The sequence below is a fragment of the Leptospira alstonii serovar Sichuan str. 79601 genome (genome assembly GCF_000347175.1).
GTDB classification, from domain to species: domain Bacteria; phylum Spirochaetota; class Leptospiria; order Leptospirales; family Leptospiraceae; genus Leptospira; species Leptospira alstonii.
Map to the genome: position 1 here is coordinate 58,663 of NZ_ANIK01000003.1, position 23,838 is coordinate 82,500.

General features: G+C 41.3%; 25 protein-coding genes and 2 tRNA genes (1 of these 27 only partly in view). 13 read left to right on the forward strand and 14 right to left on the reverse strand.

The window, feature by feature from the left end; translation table 11 throughout:
- Entirely contained in the window at window positions 1–1,911 is a 1,911-nt protein-coding gene (gene flgK / locus LEP1GSC194_RS00575) for a flagellar hook-associated protein FlgK (RefSeq protein ID WP_020771844.1), read from the reverse strand.
- A 33-nt stretch (window positions 1,912–1,944) separates the two neighbouring features.
- Window positions 1,945–2,472, reverse strand: coding sequence for a flagellar protein FlgN (locus LEP1GSC194_RS00580; RefSeq protein ID WP_017808575.1), 528 nt, complete (start codon window positions 2,470–2,472; stop codon window positions 1,945–1,947).
- 567 nt (window positions 2,473–3,039) lie between these two features.
- Between LEP1GSC194_RS00580 and LEP1GSC194_RS00585 the strand changes: the two genes are divergently transcribed.
- Window positions 3,040–4,116 (forward strand): M23 family metallopeptidase, encoded by a 1,077-nt coding sequence (locus tag LEP1GSC194_RS00585; protein ID WP_020771799.1) that lies wholly within the window; start codon window positions 3,040–3,042, stop codon window positions 4,114–4,116.
- A gap of 112 nt (window positions 4,117–4,228) precedes the next feature.
- On the opposite strand, the gene LEP1GSC194_RS00590 is transcribed toward LEP1GSC194_RS00585, so the two are convergent.
- The 3 genes from LEP1GSC194_RS00590 to LEP1GSC194_RS00600 form a co-directional block, all read right to left on the reverse strand.
- The gene (locus tag LEP1GSC194_RS00590) at window positions 4,229–4,531 is read right to left on the reverse strand and encodes a DUF1905 domain-containing protein (protein ID WP_017810282.1); all 303 of its coding nucleotides are present in this window, start codon (window positions 4,529–4,531) and stop codon (window positions 4,229–4,231) included.
- Between the two features lie 196 nt (window positions 4,532–4,727).
- Complete coding sequence (locus tag LEP1GSC194_RS00595) at window positions 4,728–5,105, reverse strand: DUF2750 domain-containing protein (RefSeq protein ID WP_036040575.1); 378 nt, start codon at window positions 5,103–5,105, stop codon at window positions 4,728–4,730.
- 133 nt (window positions 5,106–5,238) lie between these two features.
- Entirely contained in the window at window positions 5,239–6,336 is a 1,098-nt protein-coding gene (locus LEP1GSC194_RS00600; RefSeq protein WP_020771806.1) for a hypothetical protein, read from the reverse strand.
- Here LEP1GSC194_RS00600 and LEP1GSC194_RS00605 point away from each other — a divergent pair.
- A complete protein-coding gene (locus LEP1GSC194_RS00605; protein WP_020771797.1) occupies window positions 6,335–6,931 on the forward strand; it encodes a hypothetical protein in 597 nt (198 codons plus the stop codon). The genes LEP1GSC194_RS00600 and LEP1GSC194_RS00605 overlap by 2 nt on opposite strands.
- 300 nt (window positions 6,932–7,231) lie before the next feature.
- Here the strand turns inward: LEP1GSC194_RS00605 and LEP1GSC194_RS00610 are convergent, their stop codons facing one another.
- Window positions 7,232–7,561, reverse strand: a complete 330-nt coding sequence (locus tag LEP1GSC194_RS00610) for a hypothetical protein (RefSeq protein WP_020771997.1) — start codon at window positions 7,559–7,561, stop codon at window positions 7,232–7,234.
- A gap of 439 nt (window positions 7,562–8,000) precedes the next feature.
- Here LEP1GSC194_RS00610 and LEP1GSC194_RS00620 point away from each other — a divergent pair, with 439 nt between their 5' ends.
- The 3 genes from LEP1GSC194_RS00620 to LEP1GSC194_RS00630 are packed head-to-tail and all read left to right on the forward strand — an operon-like array spanning window position 8,001 to window position 9,342.
- Window positions 8,001–8,339, forward strand: a complete 339-nt coding sequence (locus LEP1GSC194_RS00620) for a TRL-like family protein (RefSeq protein ID WP_036040578.1) — start codon at window positions 8,001–8,003, stop codon at window positions 8,337–8,339.
- A 10-nt stretch (window positions 8,340–8,349) separates the two neighbouring features.
- Window positions 8,350–8,937: a hypothetical protein gene (locus LEP1GSC194_RS00625; RefSeq protein WP_020771880.1), complete on the forward strand. Its 588-nt coding sequence runs from the start codon at window positions 8,350–8,352 to the stop codon at window positions 8,935–8,937.
- A gap of 18 nt (window positions 8,938–8,955) precedes the next feature.
- Entirely contained in the window at window positions 8,956–9,342 is a 387-nt protein-coding gene (locus tag LEP1GSC194_RS00630) for a DUF423 domain-containing protein (protein WP_020771743.1), read from the forward strand.
- Here LEP1GSC194_RS00630 and LEP1GSC194_RS00635 read toward each other — a convergent pair.
- Both LEP1GSC194_RS00635 and LEP1GSC194_RS00640 read right to left on the reverse strand, forming a co-directional pair.
- A complete protein-coding gene (locus LEP1GSC194_RS00635) occupies window positions 9,339–9,668 on the reverse strand; it encodes a hypothetical protein (RefSeq protein WP_020771814.1) in 330 nt (109 codons plus the stop codon). The genes LEP1GSC194_RS00630 and LEP1GSC194_RS00635 overlap by 4 nt on opposite strands.
- Window positions 9,661–11,214 (reverse strand): carboxypeptidase M32, encoded by a 1,554-nt coding sequence (locus LEP1GSC194_RS00640; RefSeq protein ID WP_020771824.1) that lies wholly within the window; start codon window positions 11,212–11,214, stop codon window positions 9,661–9,663. Before LEP1GSC194_RS00640 ends, LEP1GSC194_RS00635 begins: the two co-directional genes overlap by 8 nt.
- Before the next feature lie 75 nt (window positions 11,215–11,289).
- Between LEP1GSC194_RS00640 and LEP1GSC194_RS00645 the strand changes: the two genes are divergently transcribed.
- A tRNA-Gly gene (locus LEP1GSC194_RS00645) sits at window positions 11,290–11,364 on the forward strand.
- A gap of 796 nt (window positions 11,365–12,160) precedes the next feature.
- On the opposite strand, the gene LEP1GSC194_RS00650 is transcribed toward LEP1GSC194_RS00645, so the two are convergent.
- Together LEP1GSC194_RS00650 and lpxD are read right to left on the reverse strand one after the other, a co-directional pair.
- A complete protein-coding gene (locus LEP1GSC194_RS00650) occupies window positions 12,161–12,358 on the reverse strand; it encodes a hypothetical protein (RefSeq protein WP_020771854.1) in 198 nt (65 codons plus the stop codon).
- A gap of 60 nt (window positions 12,359–12,418) precedes the next feature.
- A complete protein-coding gene (gene lpxD, locus LEP1GSC194_RS00655) occupies window positions 12,419–13,477 on the reverse strand; it encodes a UDP-3-O-(3-hydroxymyristoyl)glucosamine N-acyltransferase (RefSeq protein ID WP_020771780.1) in 1,059 nt (352 codons plus the stop codon).
- A 333-nt stretch (window positions 13,478–13,810) separates the two neighbouring features.
- On the opposite strand from lpxD, the gene LEP1GSC194_RS00660 reads away from it, so the two are divergent.
- Both LEP1GSC194_RS00660 and LEP1GSC194_RS00665 read left to right on the forward strand, forming a co-directional pair.
- Window positions 13,811–14,743 (forward strand): ferredoxin reductase domain-containing protein, encoded by a 933-nt coding sequence (locus LEP1GSC194_RS00660; RefSeq protein WP_020771908.1) that lies wholly within the window; start codon window positions 13,811–13,813, stop codon window positions 14,741–14,743.
- A 519-nt stretch (window positions 14,744–15,262) separates the two neighbouring features.
- The gene (locus tag LEP1GSC194_RS00665; RefSeq protein ID WP_020771809.1) at window positions 15,263–15,478 is read left to right on the forward strand and encodes a transcriptional coactivator p15/PC4 family protein; all 216 of its coding nucleotides are present in this window, start codon (window positions 15,263–15,265) and stop codon (window positions 15,476–15,478) included.
- Window positions 15,479–15,497: 19 nt separating this feature from the next.
- Here LEP1GSC194_RS00665 and LEP1GSC194_RS00670 read toward each other — a convergent pair whose 3' ends face one another.
- The gene (locus tag LEP1GSC194_RS00670) at window positions 15,498–17,117 is read right to left on the reverse strand and encodes a VWA domain-containing protein (RefSeq protein ID WP_020771789.1); all 1,620 of its coding nucleotides are present in this window, start codon (window positions 17,115–17,117) and stop codon (window positions 15,498–15,500) included.
- A gap of 160 nt (window positions 17,118–17,277) precedes the next feature.
- Between LEP1GSC194_RS00670 and LEP1GSC194_RS00675 the strand changes: the two genes are divergently transcribed.
- From LEP1GSC194_RS00675 to recR, 5 genes are all read left to right on the forward strand, one after another.
- Window positions 17,278–17,748, forward strand: a complete 471-nt coding sequence (locus tag LEP1GSC194_RS00675) for a nucleoside deaminase (RefSeq protein WP_036040582.1) — start codon at window positions 17,278–17,280, stop codon at window positions 17,746–17,748.
- A gap of 35 nt (window positions 17,749–17,783) precedes the next feature.
- Window positions 17,784–17,867: transfer RNA gene (locus tag LEP1GSC194_RS00680), tRNA-Ser, on the forward strand.
- Between the two features lie 10 nt (window positions 17,868–17,877).
- The gene (gene dnaX, locus LEP1GSC194_RS00685; RefSeq protein ID WP_020771941.1) at window positions 17,878–19,335 is read left to right on the forward strand and encodes a DNA polymerase III subunit gamma/tau; all 1,458 of its coding nucleotides are present in this window, start codon (window positions 17,878–17,880) and stop codon (window positions 19,333–19,335) included.
- A gap of 4 nt (window positions 19,336–19,339) precedes the next feature.
- Complete coding sequence (locus tag LEP1GSC194_RS00690; RefSeq protein ID WP_020771848.1) at window positions 19,340–19,687, forward strand: YbaB/EbfC family nucleoid-associated protein; 348 nt, start codon at window positions 19,340–19,342, stop codon at window positions 19,685–19,687.
- Window positions 19,680–20,273 carry a recombination mediator RecR gene (recR, locus tag LEP1GSC194_RS00695; RefSeq protein WP_020771959.1) on the forward strand — a complete coding sequence of 198 codons (594 nt, stop codon included), beginning with the start codon at window positions 19,680–19,682 and terminating at the stop codon, window positions 20,271–20,273. The genes LEP1GSC194_RS00690 and recR overlap by 8 nt, the downstream gene beginning before the upstream one ends.
- Here the strand turns inward: recR and LEP1GSC194_RS00700 are convergent.
- The 3 genes from LEP1GSC194_RS00700 to LEP1GSC194_RS00710 all read right to left on the reverse strand — a co-directional run.
- The gene (locus LEP1GSC194_RS00700; RefSeq protein ID WP_020771769.1) at window positions 20,270–21,844 is read right to left on the reverse strand and encodes a hypothetical protein; all 1,575 of its coding nucleotides are present in this window, start codon (window positions 21,842–21,844) and stop codon (window positions 20,270–20,272) included. The two genes, recR and LEP1GSC194_RS00700, sit on opposite strands and share 4 nt — an antisense overlap.
- A 3-nt stretch (window positions 21,845–21,847) precedes the next feature.
- Window positions 21,848–22,690, reverse strand: coding sequence for a substrate-binding periplasmic protein (locus LEP1GSC194_RS00705; protein ID WP_020771900.1), 843 nt, complete (start codon window positions 22,688–22,690; stop codon window positions 21,848–21,850).
- Window positions 22,691–22,752: 62 nt separating this feature from the next.
- On the reverse strand, window positions 22,753–23,838 hold the 3' portion of the coding sequence (locus LEP1GSC194_RS00710) for an OmpA family protein (protein WP_020771830.1). 390 nt of this gene lie beyond the right edge of the window; only the last 1,086 of its 1,476 coding nucleotides appear in the window; its start codon lies beyond the right edge, outside the window — the gene reads right to left on this strand; its stop codon occupies window positions 22,753–22,755.

The following is a 23,838-nucleotide window of genomic DNA, read 5'->3' on the forward strand; positions in this document are numbered from 1 at the left end:
TTAAGCGCCCAATCGATTGATGATCGTATCTAAGATTTCATTCATCGTGTTGATCATCTTTGCGGACGCGTTGTAAGAATGTTGGAACTGAACCATATTGGCCATTTCTTCGTCCAAGTTGACGCCCATAACCGACTGTCTCATGTTTTCAAGTTCGGTCATCAGATCGTTTTGAATTCCGAATTCTTGTTTTGCTTCTCTCGCTTCCGTTCCCAATTTCGAGATGAGAGTATTGTAGAAATCATCGGTCGTCTTGGAATAATCAACCATGACCGGACTGTTTCTCAAAGCGGATGCGACCATCAAAGCGTTTCTTCCGTCCTTATGACCGCCAGGCGAATTATAATCCCCGGTTCCGCCCACGTCCTTACCTCGAGCCGCCGCGATGTTTGAAACGTTATTCGCGATTGAATCCGCCACCCTAAAATGGGAAGAAGGATGGAAGTGAGGAGTCAGCGTGATATCTTCGGAACGCGCTTGCAGCTTGTTGATTTCGCCGAGACGTTTATAATCGTAAGCGCCCGAAGGGCCGGACGCCATTAAGATGCCGGTCATTCCCACAAGAAGGTCGCCCGAATCTTCCAAATGTCTGAGTATAAAATTCTTATTGGGATGATCGTCGGCGACCGTCGCCTTCAAAGCCAACTGGTTGTCGTGATTCATGTAAGCCACAACGCCGGAACGAGAAGCGTTGATCTTCTTAATGATTCCGTTTAACGTATCATTGGAAGAATAAGGAATCAAAACGGGAGCTTCTTTAACATCCGATTGATTGAAACTGATCGTTCCGTTAATTCCGATCGGCCTATCGGGATCGATCGTATTTCTACCGGTAACCCTAAAAATCGCGGTGACGTCGTTTTGACCGTCTCCGTTGGAATCGTATTCTCCGAATGTGTTGATGGATAAGGAACGAATATTAAAGAAAGCTTGATTTGTATTTCCGTTGATCCCGAATCCGTCTTTGTGGATTTCGTTCACGGCGTCCATTACGTTTATGGAAAGTGAATCCACTTGATCTATCTTCTCGCGGATGATCTTATCTCGAACTTCGATCAGACCCTGCAATCTTCCTTTTCTCAAAAGAACCGGATCACCGGTCGCGGACCAATACAAATCCAGGAGTCCGTCTTTGGACGGATTGCCGAGTATATCGATTTTGTTTGCCTTATTCCCTTGAACGAGAATTTGCTGACCGATAAAAACCATCAACTCGTCCTCGTCGGAACGTCCGATCGTAACATCCACCAGCGATGAAAGCTCTTGTAACAACGCGTCTCGTTTGTCGTAGAGGTCGTTCGGCCTATCGCCTAAGGCTTCCGACTTGCCGATTCTTTCGTTTAAAGTGCGGATGTTTTCGGCGATCGTATTCATGTGATACGTTTTCGTTTCGATTTCGCGATTTGCCTGATCTCGTAATTGTGCGAGTTTGCGATACACGTCTTCGGTTCTACTTCCGAGTCCGTTTGCTTTTTCAAGAACGACGGAACGATGCGCGTTGTCTTCGGGATAATTCGCCAAGTCTTCCCAAGAAGACCAAAACTTATCCATCAAAGTTCTGAGTGTGGTTCCGTTCGGTTCATTAAAAACCGTTTCCAATTGATAAAGATATTCGTTACGAGCCGCCCAGTAATCCTTGTTACCGGAAGTTTCGATGATTCTATCGTCGATAAAATTATCTCGAATTCTTTCGATCGATGCGATTTCCACTCCTTGTCCGATCTGTCCGGGAAGATTAGCGCGATTCAAAGAAGGATCATATAAAGGATCCATTGCGGTCATCGTGACCCTCTGTCTCGCATAATGCTTGTTATCCGCGTTGGAAATATTATGACCCGTGGTTTGAAGCGCTTGTTGGTGCGCGGTTAAACCCCGCTTTCCGATCTCAAGTCCTGAAAATGTGGATCCCATGGCTTCCTCCTGTTACGAAAATATAAGACCGATTTACGCCGAAGCGTTGAGCATAAGAGATTGTCTCTTAGCTTGTTTGCGTTCCGGTTCTTTTCCGGAGCCGTATGTGCTTACGCCGGATTCCATAACTTTTTCTTTCATTGCGTCGATTGTTCGGGAAAGAATTTCCTGACGAGTCAGGATCAGTTTTTCATTGGATTTAATTTTTTCTTTTAAACGATGTAAAACGGACTTCAACGAAGAACCGTATTCTTTCAGTTTAAAGTTGGAATCCCTGTCCAGTCGGTTTAAAAAATCGGATAAGGTCGGCGCACCGGTTTCGGGAAGAGCGAAATTTTTAGAACGATACACCTCTTCGATCGACTTCATTCGAACTCTTTCGATCTCGGCGGCCATCACGAGTAATTCGTATGTTCTTTTAGTAATCACTTCGAGAGATTTACCGTCGGCTTGAACGACTGCGGCTGACTTCTGTGTTTCTAATTCCAAAACGTTTGAATAAAGATCAATCTCATCCTGGAAAAGTTTCGTAAGCTGCTCCAACCATTCCTCTTGTTTCATTTGTTTTATCCGATCCCTGTTATCAAGGATCGGTAAAATCTGAAATTTGCTTAGGTAATTTTCAAAGAAAATGAAAAATGAATTTAAGATGTAGTTCGAATTCGCTTCGTCGTGTGCGTCTTATGTCTTCGAACCGCGGAATTAAGGCCGCCAAGTAAAGGAAATTTGTCGAAATGAAACTAAATTCTCAGGCATTGAAAAAAATAATCCTAAAAGTTGAAGTGAGGTATGAGTTTCACGAAAGCGTTGTTTCTCAACGTAGTTGAGATGAGCGATCCGTGGGAGGGCCATAACGTTACCCCATAAGTCCTGGATCTCAAGATAAGAACCTTGCAGCTTGATCTTTTTGATAATGTAAAATTAAGTTTTGGGGCAAACCGTAAAATTTCGTAAAACTGTCCGATGTTGATTCTTTTCGGCATATCAGAGGGTGAGATTTTTCAAAAAATATTTTCGATTTAACGAATTAATGTCGTTATCAAAGTAAAAAAGTAAGTTTACAATTTATTTCCAAATCGTTTTTTAAATTGTACTTCCCTAACTTATCTAAAATCATAGCAGGATACGATGCAAAGCTATCTTAGAATTTTTTACGTTATTTTTCTAATTCAGTTCTTAAACGCCGAGACGATATTTTCCAAGGACAAGCCGGGAACTAAAACCAAAGAAATAAAACTTGCAAACACGGTTCGTCTGGATTCCAAAAATGAAACAAAAGAAAAATCCAAGAAAAACGTAAAAAAAGAAGTAGAAGAAAAAAAGAAAAAACACGTAGAAAAAGGAAACCTGGAATCCGAGATCATCAAAAAGAAAGAAGCGCTTTTTTTCTTTTCCATTCAGACCAGAAAGTTTGCACAAGGCGAGTTATTGTTTCTCAAACTAACTCCTGAAAAAACGGTTCTTTCCAAATTGGATAGAATCAAAATCCTCTGGGAAAAAAAAGAAATCCCTCATACGACGATCGATTCCGTCTTATACGCGTGGATTCCTATCTCTCCCGAGTTTTCCAAGAAAAACGGTATATTAGAAATTCAAGATAAAAATCTTTTTAGAAAAAACGATTATAAAGAATACGAAATTCCGATTCACAAGACGAGCTTTTCAGAAACAAGAGTCTCTTCCCTGACGATGGATAAAAAATACACATCACAGGAGCTTCCTCAGGAAACGTTAGACTTCATTGCGGAGTGTTCCAAAACAAAAGCCGCAGCATTCCAATCAAGGACCGATATGCAGATCGTATCCGATTTCGTATATCCCGTTCAGGAAGTTCACTTCACAAGCCCGTTTTATAAAAGACGCATATATAACAAAACCAAGGGAAAAGCACACGGGGGAGTCGATTTTAAAGGCGGAGTCGGAACGCCGATTTATGCGATCAACGACGGAACCGTAATCTTATCCCGACCGATGTATTACGAAGGAAACTTCACGATAATCGATCACGGTTTGGAAGTTTATTCTTTATATATGCATCAATCCGAATTGGGCGTAAAAGTAGGCGACAAAGTAAAAAAAGGAGACCCGATCGGTAAAGTGGGTTCCACCGGAATGTCCACAGGCCCGCATCTTCATTTAGGTCTGCGCGTACAAGGAACGATGGTCGATCCGCTTTCTGTAATCGGCCAAAAACTTTTTAAGTAAAAAATTTTAAATATTCTATTTATTTAATTTATAAAGTTCCTTTAGCTTTTTTAGGCTTTGAACCTTCTCGAAGGAATGAGCTCTGGCGTACAAAAAACATCTTTTGACCGAATTAAAACTGAATCGTAATCGAAGCTCGTATTTTCTGATCCACCGTGATTTTCTCCCTCTTACGCACGTCCGCTTTCAGTGGCAAAACAAACTTCGTAGAATTTTTTTCGGGAAAGATCGACGTTTTCCAACGTGTAGCGCCAATCTCAGCCAACACCGGAATCGTCCCCCAGGAACCCGGAGTTTTATCGAATAAAGATCGCACCTCTTTTGATGTAGTAGACGGCAGCGTCAAAAAATGCCATCCGCCCTTGCCGGGGTAAATCCAGACCGTTGCCTGAAAATGGATTGTAACTGAATTCATGGTTATCGCGCCCTTTTATAATTGAATTTCGGAATACGGTCTTACACCCCAAAATCGGAAAAGACTTTCGTAATACGTTTTACAGACGACTTTAAAAATCGAAGTGCCCGCATCAATTCGGAACTTTATATTGTGAGATAATGCTTAACGTCCCGGAAAAATGTAAGGATCTTCAAACCCAAAACATAGAGAAATATTAGGAATATAAATTATTCAAATATTTTAATACTTCACTCGGTTCGAGATCATATCCTATCGCCCCGTTGCCGGTCCAATTGATACCAACTAGTAAATTATCCTTTTTTAATCCATGGAACCATTGATCGATAAAATTCCGATAGGAAATTTCATGCGACTCGAATAAAGAATAAGCGCCGCCATGTTCGATTATGTTTCGAACTCGTTTCAAAGAGGACCAAAACGGCATGGATCTTTTTCCAGAGAAAGTCATAGGGCGAGGGAAACCTTTATCATCTCGTAAAGTCCAGATCCTCTTATATTTTTTTATCTCTATAAAAAATTGATGATATTGAGCGGAGGATTTCCCATAATTTTTGCGGTAGGGTCGGTATATTACGACCGTAGGAACAACATTGAGTTGGAAGCTCCGTAAAAGTGTAAATAAGATTATGACTTCAAACGGCTTCTCGATGGAAGTTCCCGTATGAGTTCCCACATTTTAGGATCTCGGACAAACTCTAACTTCCCTATTCTCTCTTAAAACTTTGCAGAATTTTTTCGACCGGCTCTTCGTGGGCTTTTCCCTTAACCAAACTTTCCGAAATATGAAACAAAAAAGAATCCGGAAGTTTGTCTCCCGAAGCGATAAAAAATCCTGTCTTCGCATATCTCGGTCTGAGATTATCATAATAAGTCCAGAAAACTCCATCCATTCTTTTCTCGAAATTCTCTTCACCTAACTCGTGTAATTCGATCATCTCGCCTTGATTGACGGCAAGATCCAAAAATTTCCAGAACTCGGGTTTGATCTTATCGATTTCTAAAAACGGTTCCGGAAAATAAAAAATTCGAAGAGAAGGGTAACGATTCGGATCGGTCTCGCTCGAAGAAATAATTCCCGCAATCTGCCCCGTTCCGGTTTGATCTTTCAAAGTCAGGTTTTTGGGATTGTGAAAATAAAAATCTTCCGGCAAAGTGAGTTGAACTTGAATATCCGAATTTTTCAAAATTCTGGATTCGGAATCGTAACTCCAATTCGTAAGTTCTTTTTGTTCCCAAGTCGGTTTAAAAAGCAGATAAGAAGTTAATATCTCCGCTTGCTGAAGCGATTTAAAACTCAAAAGTCCCGCGGTCAAAACCATTAAACCGAACAAGGAAATTCTATAAAAGACCGTACTTTCCAAAAAGCGAAGAATAAAACCTACTACGCAATAAACCGCGATAAAAATAATACCGGATCGATTGGAATAGAAATCCGTAAAAAAAAGCAGTGAGATACAAGAAACGAACACGATCGTTTCCACGATCGGATTTAAAAAAACTCGAACAGTATCGTAAGTCGTCGTAAAGTCCGGACCAATTTTATATTTTTTAACGGACTCTTCCTGAAGCAGTTTTCCGAATGCAAATGAGATTAAAAAGAAAAAGGCGCTCGCAACGATGAACGCACCGGAAACCAAAAGCAGAACGAAAAAAAAAGGGAGATGGCTTTCGTGCAAAATGAGAAATGAAATTCCGATAACGGAATAAACCAGATAGAGTTTTCGCAAAAAGGAAAGTTCTTGCAGTTTCACGAAGAAAAATTGGAGTTTCTTCCAGCCGAAAAATTTTGGGAGCCGTTTCATGAGTCAAATTACCGATTTTTTTTCAGATCTGAAAACGAGTTTTGACAACCTATCTCAGTCCATCCAATCATTTCTGGATACGATCGGAGTAATTACCTCTTTTTTAAAGATTCTTTTTTCCGTCGTTCCTTTGGATCTTTTTTTGGTTTTAATCTTTTCTTTGGTTCTGGTTTTTCTGTTCAATACGATCTCGCCGACCACAAGTCGTTTCAATTACACCTTAGGCGTGTTAATCGTTTCCACCTTTCGAGTTTTTTTTCATAAAACTTTGTCTCAAACTTGGAATCTCGGGCCGGTTCTTTTAACCGCGATTTATCTTTTAACTCCCGCTTATTCCGTTTTTCTGTTTCGTTTCGGATTTTCCTTTTTGAAAAATATCCGTAGACGAAAGAACGAACTCAATCCGAAAGATTTGGAAATCGGTCTGATGAATATTCAAAAATCGTTTCATAGCTTAATGGCTAAAGGATATGGAGAAATTCATTCTGCCGATAAAAAAGCCGTCTTGGATCGCGATTTGTTGAAAGAACAAGTTTCGGATTTGGAAAGAACGATTCAAGGTTTGAAAAATCTTCTCAATTCCGATAAAGCATAACGGCCAAGAATGTCCGCGCCGAAAACGATTTTAAGGTCGGGCGTTCCTGCGTTTGTATGAATGGCAAAACAAAAGTTTAACTTAGAAACCGCAGGCCGGGCTTGTTACGCGCTACGGCTAACGCCTTCGGTCCTCTAACGAGGACTGCTACGCACGCTTCACATCCCTAACGCGGGAATTCGTATAAATTCCTGAGGTAAGTATATTAGATTTTCTACGTATTACCGCAATGTCGTTCAAGGCGAACCTAAAGTTATCCGGACGTACAGAGGGAAAAAATTAAAATTCCGTTTTAGAAATTCATTCCATAGGTTTAAACAAATCTTTAACCGCGTCCTTTGCTTTGGACTGATTGAAATCGTCCCGGTCGATCAGTATCAAATCCAGATTTTCTTTTTCAAGACGATTGAGAATTTTCGAAATTTCGGTTTGGGATTTCGAATTCGTTGCCAAGTAGAGAAACTTGGTTTTACATTCGGGACAAGTTTTATCTTTCGTATAATTTAAGCCGAGACGTTTACAATTCCCGCAAGTTCCATACAAATCGTCGATCAACATCAACTGAGAAGAAACTTCGGAGACGCTTAACTTTTTCCAAACACGAATATATTTTTTATCGTCAGTCTGCATTTCTCATTTTGATAATTCGAATTTTTTCCGAGTCAAGACAAAACCGACGTCGAATTTAAGAACTTTTGCTTCTATACAAAATCCTCGACACCGATCGAATACAACATAACGAATCTTTAACGAGCGACATACTTCTTATTAACGAACAAAATCCGATCTATAAAAGAGAAATGTTTATCTCGTATCTACGCTCGACTTTTTCCCTTCGAAAATTAGTTCTTAATTCTTTTACCTTGACTTTTGAGTTTTTAGATCCAGACTTTTTGAAAACGTTAAAACGACTTAAGGCAACGAAATGAAGATATTATCGATAAAAATTTACGACATGTTCCAAAAAATAATTTTACCTTATCAAAAGGATCGAACTGTAAAACTTCGAGACGCGTTCTTAGTCGTCAAGTTCCGTCGCAACTTCGGAACGGGTTTTTACCTCGTCCTTTTGCTTACGTCTATCATAACGGGAAATTGTCTTTACACAAATGTGAAAACTCCCGGCTGGTTCTATTCTCAAAGTTACTCGGACGTTCGCGGAATGGATCCGGTCGGAAAACTTTCCGGTCAGTCCTGCGGCGAAGGTTGGTTCTGGCTTGTTTATACGGGCGATGAAAGTTACGAAGCCGCGGTTCAAAATGCGATTCAAGACAAAGCCGATCTTCTTTTCGACGTACAAACCGACTACTATGTTAAATCGATATTTTTCAATTTCTACTTTTATAAATGTACTAGAGTAACCGGAATCGGCGTAAAACTTCCGCAACGATTGATGAAAAAAGAATAAAAAGAAAAGTATGAAAACCCTGGTTAAAACCTCCGCCTTAACTTTGTTAAGTGCGATTTTATTTTTAAACTGTGCGTTACCGATCGGAAACCGAAGAACACTCGTTAGACGAAATCCGATGCCTTATCCGACTGAAGCCTTTTTATCCCCCGAAAATCGAGTGTCCATTGCGGGAACTTACTTTAAAGATCCTTCAATCCATTATGGAAACGCATCCACTCGATTGCGTTTATTCGGATTCGACGGATTTATCCATTCCACTTCCTCTCTTCCTCACAAAGATATGTTCCACGGATCGTTGGACGATTGGGATTGGTCCAAACACAGAATCGTTCGTTTTGAGGGACAAAGTCAAGGTTGTCAAAGAGGAGTAACGTTAATTCTTCCTTTGAAACAGGGAGAACGCGAGGCTTTGGTTCCGGTCTCCTTCGTTTTCGGAAAGACGAGTTTTTATGAGGAACTCAAGGACGAAATGGAAAAGAATAAAATCAAAGCTTTGTTCGATTCCAGGTTGGACATCGAGCAAACGGCTTATTTATTTTGGTTGATTCAGAAAAGATGTATTCGATTTAAAAGTTATGCTATTCAAGAATTCTAATTCGATTTGATTGAGTATATGACAAGAAAACAAAGGAAACTGCTCTTACTTTCCTCCCTATCCGGATTTCTCGGAGTCGCCTTAGGCGCGTTCGGAGCGCACTCTCTCAAATCCATTTTAAGTCCGGAAATGCTCGTAATCTACGAAACCGGGAACCGGTACCATCTGATCCATAGTATTCCTCCTTTGATTTTGACTCTAACGGGATATGTAAATAACAGTCGGCTTGTTTGGATTTCTTCGATCTTGTTTCTTGCAGGAATTCTAATATTCTCAGGTTCCTTGTATGTTTTGGCGATCACGGGAATCAAAATATTAGGAGCGATTACTCCGCTCGGAGGAGTCTCATTTTTGATTGCTTGGACTCTCCTCGGTTTTTCCGCGATTCGCTCAAAGACCGACTAACGTTGAGTTCCATAATAGAATTTTCCTTTTTTTTCGATCAGTTTTCTCGTGATTAAACCTTCCGCAATGATCAAAAGACCTTGAACGGCGGATTCTTTTTTGGAAATTTCCGCGTCCTTTTGTTCGGCCATCAGTTGATGTATATATTCCCTTCTTTTTCCTTCGAGGACACCGAGCATGGAACCGCAAACCTTGCCATCTCCGATGAGAAACGCCAACGCGAGAGTCTGAGGCGGGGTTTCATTACAGAGGTAATAAAGAGCCAAATTATCAAAGTAAGAAAGTTCTTCAAAAGATTTTACGGTAAGTTCTTCTTTTTCATCCATGATTGATCGATTCCAATTCGATAAGTTTTTTTTCGAGGTATTGTACAAGATGGGAGGAATCCGGGTCGGAACCCGTAGCCGAACGAATTAAATCGTTGGCGGAATAAAATTTTCCCTTCGAGTGAACATTTTTTTTAAGCCAGTTTAGAAGAGAAGAAAAGTCCTTTTTTTCCTTCACCTCCGTTTGAAAATTCGGATTCTGTTTTAAGAAAGTCTGAAAGAGCTGGGCCGAATAAATGTTGCCCAACGCGTAAGTCGGAAAGTATCCGAAAGCCCCGCCGCTCCAATGAACATCCTGTAAAACTCCTTGTTTATCGGAAGGCACGTTAATTCCCAACATCTCTTTCATCTTGGAATTCCAGATTTCAGGAAGATCTACGACTTGAATTTTACCGTTGATCAGATCTCTTTCAATTTCAAACCGGAGAATGATATGAAGATTGTAAGTGATTTGGTCCGCTTCCACTCGAATCAAAGAAGGAGAAGATTGATTGATGTAAGAAAAAAGTTTGGAGAAGCCGAGTTCGAATTCTTTTATATTCAAAATTTCTAATAATATCGGATAATACATCTCCCAAAATTCTCGGGATCTGCCGACTTGATTCTCCCAAAGCCTACTCTGAGATTCGTGAATACCCAAAGAAACGGAATCGTGCAGGGGAGAAGGACCGCCTTCTATTTCGGATATTCCGACTTCATAAAGGGCATGTCCGGTTTCATGCAAAATACTGAATATAGAAGAAAGAGGATCTTTTAGGTCATAACGTGTTGTGATTCTTTTATCCTTACTTCCCAGGGAAGTAGAAAAAGGATGTTCGCTCGCGTCCAAACGCGAAATCTTAGGGGATAATCCTAAAATACCGGGAAGGGTTTCTCCCAATTTGTTTTGAAGAAAGATCGGAATTTCTTTTGGAAACGGATTAACGACGTTCTTTCCCCTTTCGACCAAAGGTTTTAAGGAATTTTTTAAATTGAAAAATAACTTTTCTAGATTTCCCGCCTTTTCACCGGGTTCGTAGCTCTCAAGTAAAGCATCGTACGTTTCGGTTCGATATCCGTAACACTCTGCTTGTTGTTTACTTAAGTCTACGATCTTAGAAAGAATCGGGACAAAATCGGAAAATCGATTTTCCTTTTTTGCTTTGACCCAAACCGAATGTGCTTGGCTTGTAGTAACCGAAAATTCCTCGACGAGTTCTTGAGAAAGACGACGAGAGCGATCCAGGTCTTGAAACAACCTTTCAAACTCGACTTTTCTTTCGTCTTGACCGGGCAGAGTTTTTTGTTCGTTTTCATCTCTTGCTTTTTCCGCAAGTTTGTAAAAATTCTCACCGGCATATTTTGAATGGATCAATCCGGAAAGAAGTCCGATCTGTGAACCTCGCTCCTCTCTTCCATCTTCAGGCAAAGTAATCTCCGAGTCCCACTGAAGTACGCTGAGGATATTCCTGAGCGTCGAGATCTCTTGATAAGCGACTCTATATTCCGCAAAAGATTTTAGTTCGTCTCGAATCGAATCGGTAAAAAGGTTTTTATACTCTTTCATTTCATTGGATATTAAAAAATCTTCTTTTAGATTGACAAGTACCCTAACCGCAAAAAAATGATTTTTGCACGAATCGCGGGCATGGTGTAATGGCTAGCACTGTAGCCTTCCAAGCTTCCAGTGAGGGTTCGAGTCCCTCTGCCCGCACCATCTTTTTCCTCTCAATAAAATTCTTAATCACTAATCAACGACTCGAACGCGAGTTCGGGAAAGCATTTGCAGCGAACCATAGTGAGCGTCGCAAATGCGACCGAAGCACACGAAGTGCTGAGGCCTGAACGAAGTGCCTCGGAGCAAAGTCGAGCAGGGATGCGAGACTGCGAAGAGGGCGAGTCCATCTGCCATTTTACCCGCAAAGTATCCTTTTGAAGTGAGAACTCACAGTTTTAATCGAACAGTAAACTCGGTTTTTTTTACGCGTGGACGTAGATAAAATTCAAAAAACTTTAACAGCTGATTCCTGAAACCTATCCACCAGAAAGTATACAGGCACGATGCGGAAGGGATGGAGGCGGAGTCAATAAATTGCGAATGAAGAGGTTATTTTATATAACGTACTATTCCTCAATTTATTGACTATAGCCGAGAGCCCGGTCCGGCTTTTAGGCAGAGCCCAAAAGCCGGAGCCGCCCTAACCGCTAAAAATTAAAATATGTGTAAGGTTTATGTTTTTTCACATTAAAAAAATCGAATGCGATTGACTCTTTCATTTATAAGTCGAATTCATTGGAACATTAAAAAACATGCAAGTATCGATGCGATGGTCGTCTATGAGATCGTATATACAGAAATATTATAAAATATGCAATTACTAATTTCTATCGGTTTATAATCGGATTTTAAGTTAAAGTTGAAGTTGAAAATTAGAATCGAAATTTAAATGATAGAAAAATAAGAAATCGGCTCCGGGTAAGGGAACCGATTCGAGATGTGACTGAGTTTGATTCTATCTTTGAATCGAACTTTCCGATCTATTCTTTTGAATCTCATTCAAGAAAACTATATTTGTAGAATCGTTTTCTAAAATGCTATCGGCGAGGGTCTCCAACAACCTTCCCATTTTTTTGCTTTGGGAAAGATCCGGCTTACGGGAGATTTTGTCCGGTTTATTTTCCGGGTTATCTTCGTTCGCTCGGGAATACAAGGGAATCCTCCAAAAGGGTGTGGGAAAAAGAATGCTTACCGATTTTAGACTCTGTCAAGCTCATTCCTTTTCTTCCACTTTAATTCCGGCGAGTTTTTCCAGTTCCTTGATTCTTTTAGCCCATTTCTGGAAATTCACGAGATTTCGAATATTCACGCGAACCTTTTGATATTCCGAAAAGGTAAGTCCGTAATCCCAACCGACAAAAATATCCTTTTTCTTTGGAGAATTCCTAAGAGAAGAGCCCCCGCCCACAATGGTTCCCTTAGGTACGAATAGGTGATCCGAAATTGCACAGGCCCCTCCGATGATCACGTCGTCTTCGATAATGGTACTTCCCGCAACGCCGCTTTGTCCGGCGATGATGATATTTTTTCCAAGGACGCAGTTATGCGCGACGTGAACCATATTATCAAATTTGCATCCGTCTCCGATGATCGTATCTTCCAAACCGCCTCGATCGATCGAACATAACGATCCGATTTCAACGTCGTCCCCGATTCTTACGGTGCCGACATGAGGAATCTTATGATGTTTACCGTTTGCAGTGATAAACTTATAACCGTCTCCACCGATCGAACAATTTCCGGAACATATAAATCTTTTTCCGATGATGACTCCGTGTTGGATGGAAGAATTCGGACCGATATGAGAATTCTCTCCGATGATTACGTTTCTGGAAATCTTAACTCCGTCTTCAAGATAAGTGTTAGCGCCGATCACTGAGTTTTCTCCGACTACGACATATTCCCCAACCGTAACTCCGGCTCCTAATTTTGCAGTCGGATGAATCAAAGCGCTGGAAGAAATTTTTCCGGACGGAACGTAGGGCGGATAAAGAACGTCGAGAACTTCCGCAAGACTCAGTTCCGGATTGGAAACAACAAGGCAAGGGCAGGATAACTCTTTTGCAAATTCTTCGGTGGTTAATATTACGCTGGAAAGAGTTTGTTTTGCTTCGCTTAACATTTTCTTACTGGAAAGAAAACTGATGGAGTCCTTCGCTCCCGGCGAAATTGAAACGATCTTATCTACTACGATTCCATCCGGTGTCTGTGTGTTTGTAATCTTAGACCCGTTGATTTTTTTCGTTAATTCCGATAACTTGATCTGGGGCATATTTCCCTCGTTTTATTTTCTTGTTACACGGAGAAATGAATGTTCCCGATCGTCACTCAAAAAAAGAAAAGAGGCCGGATAAGTAACTCATCAGTTTATAAGAATTATAAGAAGCTTTCCCAAAACGACGGTTTCGTGCAGTCTTGAGCCTTTTCGTAAATGAAAAACGGAAAAATTTAACGACTCTGACTAAGGAATTACAGTGTCAACGTTTTGGAGCGGTCGTAAGTTCGTCGGAGCTAGGACGGAAATATCCCGTTTGACGAAATGCTCTCTCTGAAAACCATGTAGTAAATTCGAAAGATTCTTCATTTTTAGGAATTGAACTCGCTCATGAAACCGATTAGAGAACCTCAGATCAACCTATTTAAAAAATCAAATCCTTACAAAGCTAAAGTGATTAGTAACGTTTTATTAACTCCGGAAGCCGGAACCGGAAAAAGACCCAAAAAAGAAGGGGAAGCGCTCGTTCATAGAATCATTCTTGCGATCGATCACTCGGCTTATCCCTACGTTATCGGACAAAGCGGCGGAGTGATTCCTCCCGGAGAAGATGCCGAAAAAAAAGCGAAGGGTTTAGCCGACGCGGCTTATACGGTAAGACTTTATTCGATCGCTTCTCCAAGTTACTCTTTCGGTATGAAGGAAGATAACATCGAATTCATCATCAAAAGAGACAATGTATATGATGAAAACGGAAACCTTCAACACAAAGGCGTTTGTTCCAACTATATGTGCGATTTGAAACCGGGCGACGAAGTCGTAATGACCGGACCTTCCGGTAAGAAGTTTCTTCTTCCCGTCTCCGATTTCGGCGGAGACATCATGTTCCTCGCGACTGGAACCGGCATCGCTCCTTTTATCGGAATGAGCGAAGAACTTTTAGAACACAAACTCATCAACTTTACCGGAAACATCACTCTCGTTTACGGAGCTCCTTACTCCGACGAACTCGTAATGATGGATTACCTAAGAGGTTTGGAAAACAAATATAAGAATTTCAAACTCGTCACCGCAATTTCCAGGGAAGAAAGAAATCCTTTCGACGGCGGAAGAATGTATATCTCTCACAGAGTTCGGGAACAAGCAGACGCGGTAAAAAAGATTTTAAACGGTGGTGGACGTTTTTATATCTGCGGCGGGCCGAAAGGAATGGAAAAAGGTGTGATCGAAGAAATACAAAAAATCGCCGGAAACACCGGAACTTACGAGGAATTCAAACATCATTTAGAAGGCGCTCACCAGTTGTTTGTTGAAACCTACTGAGATTCTTTCTTTTTTCTTAAACAGAAGCCGGAGGAAACTTTGTTTCTTTCGGCTTTTTTATTAGAGCTGTTGAAACATAAGAACCCAGCGTCGATAAAAGCGGTATGCGTTAGTTACCGGCTTAATCTTTCTGATAAAGTGTAATTAAGTTGTGGGACGCGCTGTAAATTCCTGCCGCTTCGTATTTCGTTGGAATTGGCGATTTACTCCATTGAATTTTGAAAGTTACGGAAGTTTTCAATCATTTTATTTTAGATTTTCACTTTAGTATTACTAAAAACGAATCGATGAAATTCCTATCCGTTGTTTATACTGGTATAAAAATTAAACTTCGCACTAAAATGCAACCGTGGGAGTGTCCTGCGAAGTTATAGTAAACTTAATTTGAACATTTGCGAATTGCTTCCTGCCGAATGACCCGTAGAAAATGAGGCACCTGTTTCGATAAAGTTTTGTCGGAACTCAATGAAACGCTCTCTATGGGTCGCATTTCAGGGCGCAATTCAGGGAGAATCTGAAATGGGCGTGATCCGCGACGTAGATAAAGGCCGAGGCGAAGTGATTCGCGTGGAAGTATCCGAATACAAAGGAACCAAATATCTCAACCTTCGAGTTTGGTATACGGATAAAGACGGAGAAAAAAAACCGACTCAAAAAGGAATCGCAATTCCACCGGAACTTTACGATCAAATCAAAGAGGCAGTCATCGAAGCCGAAAGCGAAGTAAAGGAATGATTCTTTCCAACGATGTAATTCAAACGTTTCTTTCTCGAATTACATCGTTGATGATAGCTCGCGCCGCTTCTTCCGTTTCGGCAACTCGAATGTGACTTTCCAATCTCGTGATCGAAAAAACCTTCTTTACGGAATCGCTCAAATCGGAAACCACCAATTCACCGCCTCTTCTTTTCAACCAACCTGAGATTTGAATCAACGTCCCGATCGCGGAAGAATCGATAAAAGAAGAAGACTTTAAATTGATGACAACAAATCTAAAACCTTCGTACATTTTTTCCTGAATGTTACTTTTCAATTCGGGACATCTGTACAAATCGATATTGTCCACAGACTTATATACAAAAATTCGATCGTGATATACGACGTCTTCCGATATAGGATCCGTACTCCTGTATCGAATATCCGAGGCTCCCGCCATAAGATGTTTCCCGGCCGTTTTAGAATTCTCTTTAACTTTCGACCGCAAAGCTTCTAATCGGGATTTTAAAGAACTCATAACTTCCGGAGCAAGATCGATCCGCTGATCCACTTCTTTGATCAGAGAGTTCAAAGTCTGAGAAACTTCTTCGAAGGAACCTTCCCGAATCAGAGAACTCGCTCTTTTTAATGCCTTCCCGGATTTCGCTATGATCGTTTCCACGATCACGTCCGCGTCCTCTTTCACGGAGTCGGATTTCCAATCCGGTTTCAAATCGAATTCGGCGTTTTCCAACCTCGTCTTATCCGAAAGATTATAAAACGAATTCGTAATCTTGATTCCGGAATCCTTGTCGCCGTTGTATATTAAATTTTCAGGATGTGTTCTGATTCTAAATACGATATTTCGAATATCGTCCGCACGCATATCGCCGCATTGAATTACAACGGAACGAATTCTGCTCGGTTGTTCCGGGTCCATTTCCGTATAAAAAGGAATGTCGCTTATCAATTCGAGAAACTCGACGTCCTTTCCGAAATCGATTTTAGTCTCGATGGATTGCGCGTATAAAGAACCGATGTTTCCGAATTCTCGAAAAAAAATATCGCCCGTTCCTTCGGGACTTTCGACGTAATAAAAGTTTCCACCGCCCGCATCCGCAATGTCCTTCAAAAGGATTTCGTTGAAGTCGTCCCCGAAACCAACTACGGTGGTGGATATTCCTTTTTTGTAATGATCGCGGGCGATCTGAATCAAGTCGATCGGGTCCGTAATTCCTTGAGTAGGATTTCCGTCCGTTAAAAGAATCGCCCTCTTATACACGAATGCGTCCGGAAATAATTCCAAACCTCTCAGAGTATGCAACCAACCGCCCGAAAGATTGGTCGACGTTCCCGGAGAAATCGTATGAATCCGATTGACGATCGAAGTTTTTTCCACAAGCTGAATGACGGGTTGGATTACGTGAATGTCTTCCGCATAAGCGACCACGGAAAGAAAATCCCTTCGAGTCAACCAATTGACCAAAGAAGAAGCGGCCTGAATCACCGCTTCCAGTTTTTCTCCTTTCATGGACCAGCTTCTATCGATTGACAAACCCAAAACGATCGATCTTCGATCCGGATTGTTCGCGCCTGTCGGCGAATTCATACGGACTAAAACTGAATTGTTTCTGTTTACCGAGACTTCGTTATGCAAAAACTTCGCCGAGAGAATCATTTCGTGAAAAAACCATTTACCGAAGGTTCGATCAAGAAGAATTTGTAGAGAATCTCTATGAGCGAATGCTTAAATGATAAGATTTTATCTCGAAAAAGTCGAATTCTTGCGACTTACGGTCCTTCAAAAAAGAAAAGGAAACTCAAAGTTTCGGATCCACATGAATCATTCGAAAGATTTTGAGATCATTCTCGCCGATTTCTTAAAAAGGATGGAGAATTTAGTTTCGCACGACGGAGAAGAAATTCCGAGTTTTACGAGAATCTATCACAAAAACGAATTGATCTCCGAAACTTTCAACGAAGTGGAAAAAAATTCGGACTCTTCTTTTCATAGTGAGATCCTTTGTATCCGCGACGCGAAAGAAAAACTACAAACTCGTTATCTTACGGATTGTTCACTTATCACTTCGTTAGAACCTTGTTTGATGTGCGCGGGAACCATTCTACTTTCCAGAATTCCGAAAGTTGTTTATCTTTTACCCGCAAAACAAGGAGAGGGAATTTCGTCTTTGAGCATCGAGACGATTTATTCTCGAAATTTTTTTCCGGAGCTCGTTTGTATTCCCGCTAAAATTTCCAGAGATGCGTTCAAATCGTTTTTCAAAGTTAGAAGAAAGAAATTCAATTGACGTACAACCTTTCGACGGAATTCCTGAAAGCTACAGGAGAAGTGTCAGAGTGGTCTATTGTGCATGCTTGGAAAGCATGTGTGCCAAAAGCACCCCGGGTTCGAATCCCGGCTTCTCCGACTCCGTATTATGGCAGGAACTCACGAAGTCCTTTCCCGGAAGTATCGCCCGCAAAAATTTCGGGACGTAATCCATCAAGACCTGGCAATAGGCGCTCTTCAAAACGCTCTTAAATCCGGAAAAATCGGTCACGCTTATATCTTCTTCGGTCCTCGAGGTGTCGGTAAAACGACGATCGCAAGAATTCTCTCCAAACGTTTAAACTGTCAAAACCCGATCGACAACGAACCTTGTAACGAATGTAATTCCTGCACCGAAATCACTCGGGGAATTTCCAGCGACGTTCTTGAAATCGACGCCGCGAGTAATCGGGGAATCGAAAACATCCGCGAACTCCGGGACAACGTAAAGTTCTCTCCGATGGGCGGGAAATATAAGGTTTATATAATAGACGAAGTCCACATGTTGACGGACCAGTCTTTCAACGCCCTCTTAAAAACTTTGGAAGAACCTCCGGCTCATATCGTTTTCGTTTTAGCCACGACGGAGTTTCATAAAATTCCAGAGACCATTCTTTCCAGATGTCAGGATTTTATTTTTAAGAAAGTTCCCTTGTCCGTTCTCCAAGATTATTCCGAAAAACTTTGTAAGATCGAAAACGTTCAGTACGATCAGGAAGGTCTTTTTTGGATCGCAAAAAAAGGGGACGGCTCCGTGAGAGATATGCTTTCCTTTATGGAACAAGCGATCGTATTCACCGATTCTAAACTACTCGGCACCGGAATCAGAAAGATGATCGGTTATCATGGAATCGAATTCCTGACTTCGTTTATCAAAAGTCTCGTCGATCCCGACAATCATTCCAAGGCGCTCGAAATTTTAGAATCCCTCTACCAAGAAGGTCAGGACATTTACAAATTTTTATGGGATTCCATCGAGTTTACTCATACTCTCAATTTAATCCGTGATTCTCTTGCCGATCCCGAGTCCGTTAATTTTCCAAAAGAAGATCTCATAAAAATGAAATCCGATTTTGAGAATGTGGATTCTTCGAAATTGAATTTTCTTTCCGGAAAACTTTTCGAGATCTACGAAAGAATCAAAACGATTCGTTTGAGAAATTCCTTTGAGATCAAGGTTTTCACGGAAATTCAAATCAAAAAACTCGTGGAAGAACTTACATATCCGAGTTTGGCCGGTTTGGTAGATCGAATCAATCACCTGATTCTTATGGTGCAAGATTCGAAAAACGCAGTTCCGGATCGCTCTTCGACGGCGCCGCCGCTCAAAAACGTTCCGCAGAACGAACCTCCTAAAAAAAAAGATGATGCGCTTTCTCTCGTTTTAGAATCTCAATTCGAGTCTAATCAACGGGATTCGGATTTGGAAACCGATCCTTTTGGTGCGCTAAAACCTTCCGAAAATGCAGAATCGAATCCTCAAAAGTTCGACACAAGTACCGAGATTAAGAAAAAATTTCTGGGAACGGAAGTGGATCGAAGTAAATTTCCAAAATTGGATTCGTAACTTTATGTTTGATAAGATAAAAAATTTTTCGGAACTTCTTTCCAATATGGGCGTGCTCCGAGAAAGAATGGAAGAAATAAAAAAACGCATCGCCGCAATTCGAGTGGTGGGGGACGCAGGCGCCGGAATGGTAACCGTAACTGCCACCGGTGAAGGTCATATCACCAACGTATTTATCAACAAACAACTATTCGACGCGGATGATAACAAAATGCTCGAAGATCTCGTCATGGCGGCGACAAACGACGCTCTCAAAAAAGCGAAAGAAGTGAGCACTCATGAATTTCAATCCGCGTCCGGCGGTCTGGACTTTACGGAAATTTCCAAAATGTTCGGCGGAAATTTTGGCTAATCATCTTCTCGACGAAATGGTGGAAGCGCTTTCCTCACTTCCCGGAATCGGAAGAAAGAGCGCTTTTAGAATCAGCTTCCATCTTTTAAGACTGGAACAAGGTCTCTTCAACCAGTTCGTTTATCAACTTACGGATACGAAAAGTAGAATTAAATTTTGTAAACGTTGCGGCTCTTATGCGGAAACTGAAATTTGCGATATCTGCACTTCGGAAAAAAGAGATACTCATACGTTTTGTGTGGTGGAACAACCCGAAGACATTTTTTTTATCGAGAACACGAGGGAATTTCACGGCAAATATCACGTGTTAAACGGAGTGATTTCTCCGTTGGAGGGAATCGGTCCGAGAGATCTGAGGATCAAAGAACTTTTGGAAAGAATCGAACCCGAACAAGCGAAGGAAGTTTTGATCGCTACGAACCCGACTCTCGAAGGAGACGCTACGGCGGACTATTTAGCGAATCAGTTGAAACCTCTTTCGGTTAACGTTACTCGAATCGCTTACGGGATTACCGTCGGAGGTTCGATCGAACTTGCCGATCAATACACTTTGGGAAGAGCGATTCGCTCCCGTCTTCAACTTTAGAATCTGTGTTCCGCGGTTACGAAAAATTCTCTGAGAATTTTTCCCTGAGTCGTGTCCAAATAAGCCTTCAACCCGTCGCCCGCCACAAAATAACCGGATCTCATCAGGATCTGCATGTCTCGAAACGCGCTCCATCTTAAGTTGATGTTGACTTCGTGTCCGAAAAAGGCGCTCGTTTTGTATCCATTATCGAAATTGAAGTAACGATTGTTTTCGATGAAAGGCGATTTTGTTCCGTACAATCGATAATATCCTAATGTCAAGAGCAGCGGACCGTAAACGACAAAGTCTCCGTTGATTCCGTACTCGTACAAACCGCTGGAATCCTTTCCCGAAAAAAGAGCGTAACCTCCGGTAAAGTCGTTTGCAATGTTCGATATGGAATAACCCGGCATCAAGGTTTTATAACCGCCCGCTCGAAGATTGGCTTTTGTTCCGTCCTTATCAAAACCGGGCCGTCCGGTACTGCCCACACCCACTAAGTTGAAAGTAAGATTTTCACTGTAACGATAAGAAAACTGAAGATCGGCCATTCCGCCGGATATACTGTGTCTGCTATATCGATTGTACAAAACGGTTCCGATTTCATCGCGATACGGATCCAAGGAACGGACGGTTCCGTGATTGTAAATCCCGTGAATCACAAATCCGAAATTTGAAAGATTGATCTCATTCATAAAACCGTGCCAAAACAATTGGCCTACTTCGCTGTCCAGAGCGATCACCGTCCCGTTCGCGTTAGTCGTCTTGTCGATGGATTTAATCGTATCGTCCAAAAAGTAAGAATAGAGTTCGTGTTTTACGTTGTTGAAGAAGCTCGTTTTGATTTCGTAAAAATAAATATTCGTCCCGATATAATTCCTATCCGCGTAAGTATTTTTGTCCAAGTCAAGTTGAGCGTTCTGCCTCGCCACAAACCAACCCGCTTCGATCGTTGTATTCCATAAACGAAAATCTTTGTTGACCGTAACTCCTGTGCCGGGACTAAAAATCACTCTTCCTCTCGGCGAAGAAAAAAGTTGTTGGCCGACTCTCAAACTGAAAGCGTCTTCCGGAAGTTTAAAATTCAAATATAAGAACGTAGTTTGAATGTTTACGGGAGAAGTAAAACCCGCTTCTCCTCCTTGACCCGGACCGGTCGTGGAATTTTGACCGAAACCCTTTCCGCCGAAGGTAATATCTCCGACTTGAACCCCCCAGAGCGCTTCGAAGTATTTCGAAGTGTTGAAGTTCATGTTGACGGTCATTCTAGTATCGAAATACGAAATATCTTCTTTTTGAGGAGATAAGGTGCTAGGATTCCCTTTTAATCTTTCCGCAATTTCCGTTTCCGCAGCGGTTTGTTTTTTTTGTTGTTCTTCGGTTTTAAAGGCGTTCTTATCATAGGGAGTGGCGGCCGTCTGACGAGACGTGTAGATATCTCTTCCGAGATTAAATCCGCGCACCCTGTAATTTCCTTGAAAGTCGAGTTTGGTTTTCTCTTCAATTTCCTGGGAAAAAAGCAAGGATGGAAATAAAATCATCGCAAGGTAATAGAAATGATAAGCCTTTTTAGAAAGGTCGTTGGACACGGATCATTTTACCCAGTTATTCTGATTAAAATATCGGTTTCTCAATTCATCCAAAACACCGGTTCGTTTCAATTCCTTGATAAAGAAGTTCAAATTATCCGCAAAAATCAAATCGTTCTGCGGAAGAGCGGCGCTGATATTTTCCTCTTGGACCGTTCCTAAAAGCGGAAGATAATTTGCTCTTAAAGAGGGATTTTTTTGAAGCAAAGTAAGAATAAAAAAACTATCCGCGACAAAACAAGTCACGTTGTTGCCGAGTAGATTATCAACCGCGATCGAATCCGAAAGATAACTGTAAATCGGAAGTTTGGAGAATTTCTTTTGAAGATAAATGTGATTCGTGGTATTGGATCTTACAGAAAAACTTACAAGACCGCTCAGAACGGTAAGGTCCGAAAGACTCATAAATCTTCTGGAAGTAACGATGTTCCCTTCCGGTTCGGGAGGAAGAATCTTTTTACTGACGAGAGCGGCGGGCGTCGTAACGAGATAAGGATCGGAGAAAGTGACTTGTTTACCCCGATTTAAATCGGTCGACATTCCGGCTAACGCAAGATCGATATTACCCGCGCGGATGTCCTCTGAAAACTGTCTGAAAGTTTTAAGAGGAACCAATTTTAAAGAGACGCCGAGATAATCGGCATAGAGCTTAGCCAACTCCGCGTCTAAACCAGGATATCCGTCATTTGGATTTTCGATATAAAACGGTTCGTATTGTTTATTAACGCCGACTACAAGTTCCTTTTTGGAAAGAATCTTTTCCAATCTGGAACCGGCATATTCGGACTGAGAAAATAAACCGGCTGGAAAAACAAAAAACAAACATAATATTCTTTTCTCGAACATGAAACAAATGATAGATCGATCCTCCTTTTTTTCCAGAGCATTTTAAACGGAAAAAGGAATTTCTAAGGGCTTATGATCTGAAATTCGGTTCTTCTGTTTTTATAATCCGTTTCCGGATTTTTTTGAGGAACGATCGGTTCCGAACTTCCCTTTCCATCCGTAGAAAGCCTTCCGGAATCGATCCCTTTTTTAACGAGATAATCTTTTACTGCGTTCGCGCGGTTCCGGCTAAGAATCAAGTTATCCTGTGAATCTCCGTTGAGATCCGTATGTCCTGTGATCTTAATTTTTACGTTCGGATTTTCTTTTAAGTAAATATTCAAATTTTCTAAAATTGAAAAAGAATTTTCTAGAATCTCATAAGACCCCAAAGCAAAATGAATGTTGTCCAAAGAAATCGATTTTCCTTTTTCCAATTCTTGAAACGGATTGGAAAGGTTGGAATAAATATCGTAGTCGCGTCCGGTTTTTCTACAGAAATAAAACGTCAATCCGTCGCCCGCTTCCAAATAAAACGCTTCGTCCCCGGTCGTATTGATTTCGGGACCAAGATTGATCGGCTTGGAATAGTTTCCATCCGCAAGCAACGTCGATTTATACAAATCATAACCGCCAAAACCGCCGGGACGATTGGAGGAAAAATAAATCGTCTTACCGTCTTTGCCGATCGTAGCCGCAATCTCGGAATAAGGCGTATTGATCGGTTCGGGAAGAATCGTCGCCTTCTCCCAAGTTTTGTTTTTATAAGCCGCAACAAAGATGTCCGCTTCGGCAACTTGCCCGAACGGATAACGGGTAAAATACAATCGATCGTTAAACAAAAACGGATTTTCTTCGATCTTTTCCGTGTTCACGGTCCTTGGAAGGGCGATCGGTTCGGCCCAGGAGGAATTTACCTTTTTAGAAAAATAAAGATCTCTCGAAACTCCGATCTTTCCGTTGGCTAATTGAAATTCGATCGCTCCGTCTCGATTGGATGAAAAAAGAATCCCTTCTTCTTTATTTAAAATAAAAGGACTTTGATCGTCAAAGTTCGAATTCAGGATTTCAATTTCATCGCCTCGCGGCCACTCATCGCCCGTACGAGTCGACTTGTAAAGATCGGTATAATTTGAATTTTCTCTTTTGGAATAAAAATAGAGAATGTT

What these genes read in the sequence shown, in the direction of transcription:
- LEP1GSC194_RS00625 (WP_020771880.1), top strand. Translation starts at nt 8,350, where the DNA reads ATGAAAACCCTGGTTAAAACCTCCGCCTTAACTTTGTTAAGTGCGATT.
- LEP1GSC194_RS00605 (WP_020771797.1), top strand. Translation starts at nt 6,335, where the DNA reads ATGAGTCAAATTACCGATTTTTTTTCAGATCTGAAAACGAGTTTTGAC.
- lpxD (WP_020771780.1), bottom strand. Translation starts at nt 13,477, where the DNA reads ATGCCCCAGATCAAGTTATCGGAATTAACGAAAAAAATCAACGGGTCT.
- LEP1GSC194_RS00630 (WP_020771743.1), top strand. Translation starts at nt 8,956, where the DNA reads ATGACAAGAAAACAAAGGAAACTGCTCTTACTTTCCTCCCTATCCGGA.
- LEP1GSC194_RS00675 (WP_036040582.1), top strand. Translation starts at nt 17,278, where the DNA reads ATGAATCATTCGAAAGATTTTGAGATCATTCTCGCCGATTTCTTAAAA.
- flgK (WP_020771844.1), bottom strand. Translation starts at nt 1,911, where the DNA reads ATGGGATCCACATTTTCAGGACTTGAGATCGGAAAGCGGGGTTTAACC.
- dnaX (WP_020771941.1), top strand. Translation starts at nt 17,878, where the DNA reads ATGGCAGGAACTCACGAAGTCCTTTCCCGGAAGTATCGCCCGCAAAAA.
- LEP1GSC194_RS00640 (WP_020771824.1), bottom strand. Translation starts at nt 11,214, where the DNA reads ATGAAAGAGTATAAAAACCTTTTTACCGATTCGATTCGAGACGAACTA.
- LEP1GSC194_RS00585 (WP_020771799.1), top strand. Translation starts at nt 3,040, where the DNA reads ATGCAAAGCTATCTTAGAATTTTTTACGTTATTTTTCTAATTCAGTTC.
- LEP1GSC194_RS00665 (WP_020771809.1), top strand. Translation starts at nt 15,263, where the DNA reads ATGGGCGTGATCCGCGACGTAGATAAAGGCCGAGGCGAAGTGATTCGC.
- LEP1GSC194_RS00600 (WP_020771806.1), bottom strand. Translation starts at nt 6,336, where the DNA reads ATGAAACGGCTCCCAAAATTTTTCGGCTGGAAGAAACTCCAATTTTTC.
- LEP1GSC194_RS00660 (WP_020771908.1), top strand. Translation starts at nt 13,811, where the DNA reads ATGAAACCGATTAGAGAACCTCAGATCAACCTATTTAAAAAATCAAAT.
- LEP1GSC194_RS00580 (WP_017808575.1), bottom strand. Translation starts at nt 2,472, where the DNA reads ATGAAACAAGAGGAATGGTTGGAGCAGCTTACGAAACTTTTCCAGGAT.
- LEP1GSC194_RS00590 (WP_017810282.1), bottom strand. Translation starts at nt 4,531, where the DNA reads ATGAATTCAGTTACAATCCATTTTCAGGCAACGGTCTGGATTTACCCC.
- LEP1GSC194_RS00610 (WP_020771997.1), bottom strand. Translation starts at nt 7,561, where the DNA reads ATGCAGACTGACGATAAAAAATATATTCGTGTTTGGAAAAAGTTAAGC.
- LEP1GSC194_RS00705 (WP_020771900.1), bottom strand. Translation starts at nt 22,690, where the DNA reads ATGTTCGAGAAAAGAATATTATGTTTGTTTTTTGTTTTTCCAGCCGGT.
- LEP1GSC194_RS00635 (WP_020771814.1), bottom strand. Translation starts at nt 9,668, where the DNA reads ATGGATGAAAAAGAAGAACTTACCGTAAAATCTTTTGAAGAACTTTCT.
- LEP1GSC194_RS00670 (WP_020771789.1), bottom strand. Translation starts at nt 17,117, where the DNA reads ATGATTCTCTCGGCGAAGTTTTTGCATAACGAAGTCTCGGTAAACAGA.
- LEP1GSC194_RS00690 (WP_020771848.1), top strand. Translation starts at nt 19,340, where the DNA reads ATGTTTGATAAGATAAAAAATTTTTCGGAACTTCTTTCCAATATGGGC.